Raw genomic sequence first — 10,841 nt, 5'->3', positions numbered from 1 at the left:
GTAGCGGAGGTGGCATGACGCCCACCATCAATCGCCGCCATGCTGTCGCCATGCTGCTGGCGGGACTGGTCCTTCCCGGCTGTGGCTCTGCAGCAGAGGCCCGCCCGTTCCGCGTGCAACTGAGCGAGGCCGAATGGCGCCGGCGCCTGTCGCCGGCGGCGTTCAACGTCTTGCGGCGGGAAGGCACCGAGCGCGCCGGCACCTCCCCGCTCAACCGGGAGAAACGCGCCGGCACCTATCATTGCGCCGGTTGTGCCAAGCCGCTGTTCGCCAGCCGCACCAAGTTCGAATCGGGCACCGGCTGGCCCAGCTTCTGGCAGCCGCTGACCAATGCGGTGGGGACCAGCACCGATTACAGCATGGGCCTGCCGCGCACCGAAGTGCACTGCGCCGATTGCGGCGGCCATCTGGGCCATGTGTTCGATGACGGGCCGCGCCCCACCGGCAAGCGGTACTGCATGAACGGCGTGGCGATGACGTTTCGCGCCGCCTGAACCCGCGCGAACGAACATGGTGCGGGCGGCGGGACTCGAACCCGCACGATCAAGGATCAGGGGATTTTAAGTCCCCGGCGTCTACCATTCCGCCACGCCCGCGCCGACCGGTCGCTTAAGCCGCGCGAGGGTCGTTGGCCAGATGGTGCGCCCTATTCGGTGTTCAGCCGCTCGCGCATTTCCTTGCCCGGCTTGAAATAGGGGACGCGCTTGGCCGGCACGTCCACCGCATCGCCGGTGCGGGGATTGCGGCCGGTGCGGGCGTCCCGCGCGCGGGTGGTGAAGGTGCCGAAGCCGCGCAGTTCCACCCGGCCGCCTTCGGCCAGACGGGCGGCGATCTCCTCGAAGAAGATGTCGACGATCTGCTCGACCTCCTCCACCCGCAGTTCGGGATTGTCAGTCGCCAGCGCCTCGACCAGTTCGGAGCGGATCATTGCATTCCCCTTGGCACATCGGCGGGCGATCCCCCGTGCGATGATGCGTGATTCACGGACTACCGGCCCCCCGCCGTCAGCCCACCACGTAGCCGTGCAACAAACTGCCAAAAATCAACCGCGCAGGCAACCGTCTTCACCAGGAAGTCCCGCAGCAGGACATCATCGTGGCATGTCATCAGGCTGCCCCACGATCGGGCCGGGCCATCATGCCCGGTCCAGCAGTTCCGCCAGGCGGATGCCCAGCCGGTCCATCCGGTCGCGGATCGCCGGCCATTCGGCCTGCAGGAACGCCGCCCGCTCCGCCGCCAGCAGCGCCTGTGCCGCGCCTTCGCGCACGAACATGCCGACGCCGCGCTGCACGCGAATCAGCCCGTCCGCCTGGAACTGCTGGTATGCCTTGGCCACTGTCAGCGGATTGGCGCCCTGCTGCGCCGCAAAGGCGCGCACCGACGGCAGCATGGCCCCTTCGGCATAGCGCCCGTCGATGATCGCGGCGGCGATCTCTTCCCGCAGACGCAGATAGACGGGGCGGCTGTCCGGCATGGGTGATGCAGTGCCATAATACAGCGCGGCACGCAAGGTGTGCCTTTGCGGACAGGCAGTTACAGCCGCAACGAACATCTTGGCATTCGCTACAGCGGCGTTAGGGTGCGCGGTTTCCGGCTGCAACGGCAGCACGCAACAGGGACACAGCAGCGCATGGCATCAGCCCCTCTACGATCGGCGGACGAAGGCGGCACGATCCTGGGCCATCCCAAGGGCCTGTTCATCCTGTTCTTCGCCGAGATGTGGGAGCGTTTCTCCTACTACGGCATGCGAGCGCTGCTGATCCTGTACCTGACGAAGCACTGGCTGTTTTCCGATGGAGAAGCCGGGGTCATCTACGGCGCCTACACCGCGCTGGTCTACATCACCCCGGTGCTGGGCGGCTATCTGGCGGACCGCTATCTGGGGCAGCGCAAGGCCGTGCTGTACGGCGCCGTACTGCTCACCTTCGGCCATGCCTTGATGGGGTTCGAAGGCGATGGCGGGCAGGATCCCGCCGCGCTCAGCCTGTTCTGGCTGGCGCTGGCCTTCATCATCGTGGGCTCCGGCTTCCTGAAGGCGAACATCTCCGTCATCGTCGGCTCGCTGTACCCGCGCACCGACAAGCGCCGCGATCCGGCCTACACGATCTTCTACATGGGCATCAATCTGGGCGCCTTCCTGGGCTCGCTGTTGTGCGGCTATATCGGGGAAACCTACGGCTGGTCCTACGGCTTCGGCCTGGCCGGCTTCGGCATGCTGCTGGGCTTGGTGGTGTTCGTGATCGGCAAGCCGCTGCTGATGGGCCGGGGCGAACCGCCGGCTGTGCTGCGCAAGGGGCTGGAATGGACGCTGTACGGCGTCGGCCTGTTGGCGGTCCTGGCGTGCTGGTGGATGGTCCAGAACCAGAGCGTGGTGGGCACGCTGCTGGGCGTGTTCGGCGGCATCCTGGTGCTGTATGTGCTGGGCACCGCCGTCATCAAGCTGCCGGCGGAGGATCGCGACCGCATCTTCGCGGCCATGTTCCTGATCGTCACCTCCATCGTGTTCTGGGCCCTGTTCGAACAGGCCGGCAATTCGCTCAGCCTGTTCACCGATCGCCATGTGGACCGCGTGATCTTCGGGTGGGAAATGCCGGCATCGATGTTCCAGTCGCTGAACGCGGCCTACATCTTCCTGCTGGCGCCGCTGTTCGCCTGGGCATGGACGGCACTGGGGCGGCGCAATGCCGAACCTTCCGCCCCGTTCAAGTTCGGCCTCGGCGTCATCCAGGTCGGCCTGGGCTTCCTGGTGCTGGTGTGGGGCGCGCAGGCGACCGGCGCCGGCGTGCCGGTGCCCGTGCTGTTCATCTTCCTGATCTACCTGCTGCATACCACGGGTGAGCTGTGCCTGTCGCCGGTCGGCCTGTCGGCGATGAACCGGCTGGCCCCGGCGCACATGGCGTCGCTGATCATGGGCACCTGGTTCTTCGCCTCGGCCACCGGCAATTTCGCGGCCGGCCTGATCTCCGCCGCCGCGGGTGGCGAGGGGCTTGAGGGCGAGAGCGCCGGCCGCGACCTGGTGCTGAGCGTCTACTCCAACGTGGGCTGGTACGCGATCGGCATCGGCGTAGTGGTGCTGGTGGTCTCCCCGCTGATCAAGCGGCTGATGCACCTCGATACGCTGCAGGATGCGGCGACCGTCGACCATGCCATGCTGGGGGAAGACGAACTGGCCGAAGCCATCGGTGCTGGCATCCACCCCGGCGTGAAGCGCCCCTGACCTGACCGTTCAGCCGAGCAGCGCGGCAATCTGCTGCGTTGCCAGAACGGCGAACAGCAGCGCCGATCCCGCCAGTGCGCCGTTGGCCAGCCAGCCATTGCGCGCACCGGCGGGCAGGCGCTGCGAGTTGTTCAGCAGCAGCAGCGTCACGGCCAGGAACGGCATGAACAGCGCGCCAAACGCGCCATAGATCACCACCAGCAGCAGCGGCCGGTCGGCGAACAGCAGCAGCATGGGCGGGAAGGTCAGCCACAGCAGGTAGAAGCGGTAGGCGCCGCTCCCCTCATGATCGCCGCCCGCATCAGCCCCGCGCAGCTGGTACCACCAATCGGCGAAGAACAGGCTCATCCCCTGCCACACCCCCAGCACGGAGGAGAAGGCGGTGGCGAGGAAGCCGACCAGGAACAGGGTCGCCACCATCGGCCCGAACCGCGCGGCCAGCACGTCCGACAGGCCCAGCAGCCCGCGATCGCTGTCCTCCAGCGCGATGCCGGCGGAATGCAGCAGCTCCGCCCCCACGATCAGCATGGACACCACGAACAGGCCGGTCACCGCATAGGCGATCGTGTTGTCGAACCGCATCATCGGCAACCAGGCCGGCCCGCGCCAGCCCTTCGCCTGCGCCCAGTAGCCGTAGGCCGCGGTGGTGATCGTGCCGCCAACCCCGCCGATCAGCCCCAGCGTGTAGAACAGCGATCCGTCAGGCAGACGCCCGGTCATGCCGCCCAGCAGATCCGGCAGGTTCGGTGCCACCAGGATGGCGAGGCCGACCATGATGACGAACATGGTCGCCACCAGCACCTTCATCACCGCCTCGAACGCCTGGTACCGGTTCAGCCAGACGAAGGCGAGGCCGAGCAGCCCGGCCAGCACCGCCCAGGCCCGCAGGGGCAGCACCGGGAACATCGCCGCCAGCGGCAGCGCGGTGGCGCTCATCGCCGTGGCGCCATAGATGAAGCCCCAGATCAGCACGTAGATGCCGAAATACCAGCTGGTCCACCGCCCCAGCGATCGCCAGCCCGCCAGGATCGTCGATCCGGTTGCCAGGTGATAGCGGGCCGATCCTTCCGACAGGGCGATCTTCACCAGGCAGCCGATCACCGCCGCCCACAGCAGGTCGTATCCGAAGCGCGATCCGGCGATCAGCGTCGCTACCAGATCGCCCGCGCCAACTCCGGTGGCGGCGACCACCAGCCCCGGTCCCAACGCCTTCAGCCGGCCGAGACCGGTGGGCGGCACCGTCATGCCAGCTGCGCCAGCGCGTGCGCGGCGGAACGGTCCTGCGCCGCCTGATACAATGCGAAGGGGTCGAGCACCGCCCGGCCCAGCGCATCCTCGAACGCGGCCTGCGATCCGCCGGCGGCATAGCTGTCCGCCGCGTCGCCGGCGCCCAGGTTGGAGCGGAAGATACCCGCGGCGCTGACCGGCAGGAAATCCTCGTAGGTCAGCGGCGCCGCGATGACGAGGCCGTCGGCCAGCGCCTGTGCGATGCTCGCGGCGTGACCGGCCCGGCCGGTCGACAGATATTGCGCATAGGCCAGCCCGCCAGCCACCATCGCAGCGAAATCGTCGGGGAACGGGGCAAAGGCCGCAGCCGGATCCTGCCCCTGCTGCGCGGCGTCCAGGCAGCGGTCGTAGAGCGCGCGCCCGGCGGGCGTCAGCGCGGCGCCGCGCTGCTCGATCTCGCCGAAGCGGGCGGTGTGCTGGGCCGGGCTGTCGGCGCCGTCCGTCGGCACGAAGCCTTCGGACAGGGCATGGAAGCTGGTCTGCCGCAGCAGGATCGGCACCGCACGGCGTGGCGGCCCTTCGATGCTGGCCTTGGCGGCCATGCCACGGCGCTGCATCTCCGCCTGCGCGGCATCAATGTCGAGCGTGCGCGGGGTCAGGTGATTGATGTGCGGACCGGGGAAGGCGACGATGTCCGCCACCAGCCGGTGCTGCGCCAGCAGCGCATGGTAGGTCGCCGCATCCACGATCGCCCGGCCCTGCCAGCGGAAGATCTCCAGCGTGGCGGCGACGAAGCGGTCGGCATCGGCCGCGCCCAGGCCGCCGTCCCGCTCCGCCTGCCCGACCAGGGCCAGGCATTCGGCGGACACGATCTGCCGGCCGGCCAGGATCGCCTGCGCCTGCGCACGCAAGGTCGTGTCGGCGATCAGTTCCAGCCGCAGCAGGCTGGTGAACACCCGGAACGGGCTGGTGGCCAGCTCCGCCGCATCAGCTGCGCGGAAGGCGGTGGAATGGACCGGGATGCCTGCGGGGGCGAGGTCGTAATAGCCGACCGGCGCCATGCCCATCACCGCAAAGATGCGGGCCAGCAGCCGCAGCTCCGCCGGCGTGCCCACGCGGATGGCGCCGTGCCGTTCCTCTCCCAGCCGGGCATCCTCCCCGCTGGCGGTCAGTTGCCGGGCGAGTTCGGGCGCGGCGGCCAACGCGTTCCGGTTCACCGCCGCCACGATCTCCAGCAGGTCGCCATACAGCGGCACCTCCGCCCGATACATGCGGGACATGGCGGCCGAGAAGGCGGCGCGGATGGCGGCGGGTGCGACAGGCTGGTCCATGCCCCGCATCCTAGCGTGTCAGGCAGGGCCGGTCACATCCTTACGCTGGCGGCGCTCAGGTCCGCCGCGGCCAGCAGCACGATCCCGGCCAGCGCCACGAACATCTGCGGCCCGCGCAGCCGCGCGAAGTATCGCGGCGCCATCCCCTGCCGCGCAGCCGGCGGATCGAACAGCAGCACCGTCAGGAAGCCGGCGAACAGCAGCAGCCACGACAGGAACGGCGCCACGCCGATCGGCAGCATGGGCAGCGCCAGCGCCAGCAACCCGCATACGAAGCGTGCCAGCATGGTGGCCAGCTGCGCCGGCCGCGGCCCACCTTCGGTGAAGAAGCTGAGCCCGCGGGTGACGCCGGCCAGGAACAGCAGGATCGCCGCCGCCCACAGGCGCCCGGCCGCCACCGCCCAGGCCCACCCGGCCCAGCCGAGCAGGCCCAGCACCACGATCAGCCCGGCCGGGCCGAAGGCCAGGATGGCGGACAGGGGCGGCGTCCGGTCGGGCGTGTCGATGCGCGGGGCGGGTGGGGCCATGCCCGTCAGAATGCGTCGGCGAACATTCGTTTCCGTCACGCCGCCTTTCGTGGAATAAGAAGGATCAACCTGATACGAAGTGGGCCTGCAATTCTGGACCGGACGTGCACCCCCTGCGATTGATCCTGATCGGGCTGGTCCTGGCGCTGCTTGTCGGCTGGCCGGGGCAGGCTGCGGCCACGATCGTACCCCTGCGCGACCAGTTCTGCCATGCCACCGCCCCCGCCACCACGCCCGATGATGCCCGCACGATAGGGCAGCTCCCGACCACGTGCGACAGGCCGCACCGCATATCCCCGCCGGTGGATGGCTGGCTGTGGCTGCGGCTGGACGACCCCGCTGCCCTTTCGACCATGCCGGCCGGCTGGGCCCTGCTGACCGACCAGCTGGCCTTCGCAGCGCACACCGTCCTGATCGTGGGGGCCGACGGATCGGTGCAGACCGAACGTTTCGCACCGGGGCAGGTGGGCAATCGCTGGATGCCGGGCGGGCTGTTGCGGGTGACGGTGGCGAAGCCCGGTAGCGGGATCGCCGCCATCTATCTCGGATATCGCGACCTGGCGACGCTGGAGCCGCTGCGCCGCGTGTCCGCCGTGCCGCCGGAGGACATGCTGTGGCTGGGTGGTTCCTGGCTGGCGGTGGCCGGCACCTTTGCCGGTGCGATCGTCACGGTGCTGATCTTCAGCCTGCTGGTCCGGACCGGGCCGCTGCTGCCGGCGCAACGCTGGTACGTGCTGTGGTCGGTGCTGGCGCTGGCTTATGGCCTGACCTCCACCAACATGCTGGCGCTGGTGTGGCCGGCGCTGGCCGGGCCAACGGCGGTGCGCCTGACCGATGCGCTGGTTGCCGGCACCAGCGCGGCCGCCACCATGGTGTTCCTGGCGTTGATGGAGCGGCGCAGCCTGCCGCGCTGGTTCCGGCGCATCGGGGCCGGCCTGGCGCTGGCCTGCGGGCTGGTGGGTGTGGCGACCCTGGCCGGCTGGCCGGCTGGCCTGCGCACCATGGCGCCATCGCTCAACGTGCTGGGCTCCGCCAACGGGCTGGTCCTGCTGACCGGCGTCGCCATCGCCATCAGCCGGCGCAGCCGCACCGTGTGGCTGTACCTGATCAGCTGGTCGCCGCTGATCCTGGTCTTCTGCCTGTGGCTGGCGCAGGGATGGCAGCTGGTGACGCAGCCCGACCTGGTGAGCATGAGCATGCTGCTGGCCCTGGCGATCGAATCCGCGGCCCTGTCGGTGCTGATGGCGGACCGGGTCCGCCGGCTGAGCGGGGAGCGCGATGCCGCCGAACAGGCCCGACTGCGGCTGGAAGCGGAAAGCGGCGCCTATCGCCGCGCCGCGCTGACCGATCCGCTGACCGGGCTGGGCAATCGTGCCGCCTTCCAGGCGCAGCTGCGCCGCATGGTGGACGGCGACCCGGCGGGCACGCCGCCCGCCCCCTTCATGCTGCTGCTGGTGGATGTCGACAATCTGAAGCAGATCAACGACCGGCTGGGCCACGATGCGGGCGACCGGCTGCTGATGACGATCGGCGCCGGGCTGGCGATGGCCGCCGGGCCGGACGGGCACGTGGCGCGGATCGGTGGTGACGAATATGCGATCCTGCTGCTGGAACACAGTGCCGCCGCCAGCCGGATCGAGGCTGCGCTGGAAGCACTGCAAGGGACCAGCGTCATGCATGAAGGCCGCCGCTGGGCGATGACCTTCAGCGCCGGCCTGGCGTGCCACCCGGCCGACGGGCCGGAGCCGGAAGTGCTGGTCAAGCATGCCGACCTGGCGCTGTACCAGGTGAAGCATCGCGGCCGGCGGGGCCTGTACCGCTACGACCCGTCGCTGCGCGCCCGCAACGATCGCCGCGCCCGCTTCGCGCAGGAAGCGGCCGAGGGGCTGTCGCGGGGCGAATTCATGCTGCATTTCCAGCCGATCGTGCGGATCGAGACCGGCGCGCCGGTCGGCTTCGAGGCGCTGCTGCGCTGGCAGCATCCCCGCCACGGCCTGCTGACCCCGGCCACCTTCGGCGAGATGCTGACGGACGGACGCACCGGCCACGCCGTGCAGCACCAGGCCATCGACATGGCGCTGGATGCCCTGCGCGACCATCCGGACCAGCTGCCCCGGGTAGGCGTGAACCTGACCGGACCGGACCTGGACGGGCCCGCCGCCGCCCACCGCCTGCTGCAGCGCATCGCGGCACGCGGGATCGAGCCGTCCCGATTGTGCGTGGAGGTGACGGAGGATCTGGTGCTGGACGGGCGCCTGACGCAGACGGCGGAGGCGCTGACGGTGCTGCACGATGCCGGCCTGCCCATCTCGCTGGACGATTTCGGCACCGGCTATGCCAGCCTGATCCACCTGAAGCACCTGCCGTTCGATACGCTGAAGATCGACCGGTCGTTCACCCTGACCCTGTTCGAGGATCATGGCGAGAGCGAGACCATCATCCGCGCCATCATCGGCCTGGGGCAGGGCCTGGGCAAGCAGGTGGTGGTCGAAGGCGTGGAAACGGAGGCGCAGCGCCGCAAGCTGCTGGCCATGGGTTGCCGGCTGGCGCAGGGGCACCTGTTCTGCCGCCCCGTCCCGCTGGCGTCGCTGGCGCAGGCCGGGACCGCGCAGGTCGGCTGACCGGACACCAGCCCCTGCGCGCAAGGGTCGACAGCCCGCAAGCGCCTGTTACAAGCCGGGCCATGGCACTTCCTGCTCCGCCAAGCGACGCCGCAGAGGTGCCCCGGCCCGACCTGTCGCCCGAGGCCCGCCGCAAGGCCGCCCTGCGCCAGCCCGCCATGCTGCACGCCGGGATGCGCCACCACATGGGCCCGGGCAGCCGCGCCTGGGAAGTGACGAAGCGGGTGGTGATCGGCACCTACAATGACGGTTTCATCCATGCCGGCAACCTGGCCTACATGGCGGTGCTGGCGATCTTCCCGTTCTTCATCACCGGGGCCGCGATCTTCAGCCTGATCGGCGAGACATCCGACCAGGAGGCGACGATCTATGCCGTGCTGTCCGCCCTGCCGCCGGATGTCGGGCAGGTGATCGGCCCGGTCGCGCGCAACGTGGTCGGTGCGCGCAGCGGCATCGTGCTGTGGCTGGGCGGGCTGGTCGGGCTGTGGACCGTGGGCAGCCTGGTGGAGACGATCCGCGACATGCTGCGCCGCGCCTATGGCACCCGCGCCACGCGATCGTTCTGGCAGTACCGGCTGCTGTCCACCGGCATCATCATCGGTGCGGTCGTGCTGCTGCTGCTATGCCTGATCGCGCAGGTGATGATCGGCGCGGTGCAGGAGGTGATCGTCGCCTACGTGCCGCAGCTCAACACCCTGCTGGGCCGGCTCGCCTGGACGCGGATCGTGCCTGCGATCGGCCTGTTCGCCTCGCTGTACCTGCTGTTCTACACGCTGACGCCGCACACCTACCGCGATCGCCGCTATCCCAAATGGCCGGGCGCGGCGCTGGTGACGGGCTGGTGGGTGCTGGTGTCGCTGTTCCTGCCATCGCTGCTGCGCACCGTATTCCGCTACGATGCGACCTACGGCTCGCTGGCCGGCATCATGATCGCGCTTTTCTTTTTCTGGCTGGTGGGACTAGGGATGGTGATGGGCGCGGAACTGAATGCCGCGCTGACCGAAACGCCGGAGGAGGCGCGCCGGCTGGGCCGTGTCGATGGCCCGGAGGCGGAGAGCGAAGGCAAGGAATGACAAGGAATAGTAATCGATGACGGGGCTGATGCAGGGCAAGCGCGGCCTGATCATGGGGCTGGCGAACGACAAGTCGCTGGCCTGGGGCATTGCCCGCAAACTGTCGGAAGCGGGCGCGGACCTCGCCTTCTCCTACCAGGGTGATGCCCTGGCGAAGCGGGTGCGCCCGCTGGCGCAGCAGCTAGGCAGCGATTTCCTGTTCGAATGCGACGTGGCCGATATGGGCGCGCTGGATGCAGGCTTCGCCACGTTGCAGGAACGGTGGGACACGCTGGACTTCGTGGTCCACGCGATCGGCTTCTCCGACAAGAACGAGCTGCGCGGCCGGTATGTCGACACCAGTCTCGACAACTTCCTGATGACCATGAATATTTCCGCCTACTCGCTGGTCGCCGTGACCAAGCGTGCGGCGGCGATGATGCCGCCCAAGGCGGAAGATGGCAGCGGCGGCGGGTCGATCCTGACGCTGAGCTATTACGGCGCGGAAAAGGTCATCCCGCATTACAACGTGATGGGCGTGGCCAAGGCGGCGCTGGAAAGCAGCGTGCGCTATCTCGCCAACGATCTGGGGCCGGACGGCGTGCGCGTGAACGCGATCAGCGCCGGCCCGATCAAGACGCTGGCCGCCAGCGGCATCGGCGATTTCCGCTACATCCTGAAGTGGAACGAGCTGAACAGCCCGCTGCGGCGCAATGTCACGATCGAGGACGTGGGCGGCGCAGGCCTGTACCTGCTGTCCGATCTCGCCAGCGGGGTCACGGGCGCTGTGCATCACGTGGATGCCGGCTACCACCTGGTCGGCATGAAGCAAGAAGACGCACCGGACATCTCGCTGGTGTAGGACG

Annotated in this window: 10 protein-coding genes and 1 tRNA gene; 5 read left to right on the top strand and 6 right to left on the bottom strand. The window is 69.1% G+C overall.

Features of this window, described 5'->3' with window-relative positions; translation table 11 throughout:
* Nucleotides 1-14 precede the first annotated feature (14 nt).
* The gene (gene msrB / locus PK98_RS13100; RefSeq protein WP_039097280.1) at nucleotides 15-494 is read left to right on the top strand and encodes a peptide-methionine (R)-S-oxide reductase MsrB; all 480 of its coding nucleotides are present in this window, start codon (nucleotides 15-17) and stop codon (nucleotides 492-494) included.
* A gap of 17 nt (nucleotides 495-511) precedes the next feature.
* Here the strand turns inward: msrB and PK98_RS13095 are convergent.
* The 3 genes from PK98_RS13095 to PK98_RS13085 all read right to left on the bottom strand — a co-directional run bounded on the left by PK98_RS13095 (nucleotide 512) and on the right by PK98_RS13085 (nucleotide 1,474).
* A tRNA-Leu gene (locus tag PK98_RS13095) sits at nucleotides 512-596 on the bottom strand.
* A 50-nt stretch (nucleotides 597-646) separates the two neighbouring features.
* The gene (locus PK98_RS13090) at nucleotides 647-928 is read right to left on the bottom strand and encodes an integration host factor subunit beta (RefSeq protein WP_039097279.1); all 282 of its coding nucleotides are present in this window, start codon (nucleotides 926-928) and stop codon (nucleotides 647-649) included.
* Between the two features lie 207 nt (nucleotides 929-1,135).
* The gene (locus PK98_RS13085; protein ID WP_039097278.1) at nucleotides 1,136-1,474 is read right to left on the bottom strand and encodes a GntR family transcriptional regulator; all 339 of its coding nucleotides are present in this window, start codon (nucleotides 1,472-1,474) and stop codon (nucleotides 1,136-1,138) included.
* 156 nt (nucleotides 1,475-1,630) lie between these two features.
* Between PK98_RS13085 and PK98_RS13080 the strand changes: the two genes are divergently transcribed.
* Nucleotides 1,631-3,217 (top strand): peptide MFS transporter, encoded by a 1,587-nt coding sequence (locus PK98_RS13080; protein ID WP_039097277.1) that lies wholly within the window; start codon nucleotides 1,631-1,633, stop codon nucleotides 3,215-3,217.
* Nucleotides 3,218-3,226: 9 nt separating this feature from the next.
* On the opposite strand, the gene PK98_RS13075 is transcribed toward PK98_RS13080, so the two are convergent.
* The 3 genes from PK98_RS13075 to PK98_RS13065 are packed head-to-tail and all read right to left on the bottom strand — an operon-like array spanning nucleotide 3,227 to nucleotide 6,302.
* Nucleotides 3,227-4,462 (bottom strand): Nramp family divalent metal transporter, encoded by a 1,236-nt coding sequence (locus tag PK98_RS13075; RefSeq protein WP_081996234.1) that lies wholly within the window; start codon nucleotides 4,460-4,462, stop codon nucleotides 3,227-3,229.
* A complete protein-coding gene (hglS, locus tag PK98_RS13070; RefSeq protein WP_039097276.1) occupies nucleotides 4,459-5,775 on the bottom strand; it encodes a 2-oxoadipate dioxygenase/decarboxylase HglS in 1,317 nt (438 codons plus the stop codon). The genes PK98_RS13075 and hglS overlap by 4 nt, the downstream gene beginning before the upstream one ends.
* A 32-nt stretch (nucleotides 5,776-5,807) precedes the next feature.
* Nucleotides 5,808-6,302 (bottom strand): hypothetical protein, encoded by a 495-nt coding sequence (locus PK98_RS13065; protein ID WP_052208666.1) that lies wholly within the window; start codon nucleotides 6,300-6,302, stop codon nucleotides 5,808-5,810.
* Nucleotides 6,303-6,406: 104 nt separating this feature from the next.
* Here PK98_RS13065 and PK98_RS13060 point away from each other — a divergent pair, with 104 nt between their 5' ends.
* The 3 genes from PK98_RS13060 to fabI all read left to right on the top strand — a co-directional run bounded on the left by PK98_RS13060 (nucleotide 6,407) and on the right by fabI (nucleotide 10,837).
* Entirely contained in the window at nucleotides 6,407-8,923 is a 2,517-nt protein-coding gene (locus PK98_RS13060) for a putative bifunctional diguanylate cyclase/phosphodiesterase (protein WP_052208664.1), read from the top strand.
* Nucleotides 8,924-8,985: 62 nt separating this feature from the next.
* On the top strand, nucleotides 8,986-9,996 hold the full coding sequence (locus tag PK98_RS13055) for a YihY/virulence factor BrkB family protein (RefSeq protein ID WP_052208662.1): 1,011 nt from the start codon (nucleotides 8,986-8,988) through the stop codon (nucleotides 9,994-9,996).
* Nucleotides 9,997-10,012: 16 nt separating this feature from the next.
* A complete protein-coding gene (gene fabI / locus PK98_RS13050) occupies nucleotides 10,013-10,837 on the top strand; it encodes an enoyl-ACP reductase FabI (RefSeq protein WP_039097274.1) in 825 nt (274 codons plus the stop codon).
* Nucleotides 10,838-10,841: the final 4 nt, after the last annotated feature.

It is taken from the genome of Croceibacterium mercuriale (assembly GCF_000802385.1).
In the GTDB taxonomy this organism is placed as follows: Bacteria; Pseudomonadota; Alphaproteobacteria; order Sphingomonadales; family Sphingomonadaceae; genus Croceibacterium; species Croceibacterium mercuriale.
Note: the sequence above shows the minus strand (reverse complement) of the source record. Positions and strands in the feature narration are given on the sequence as shown.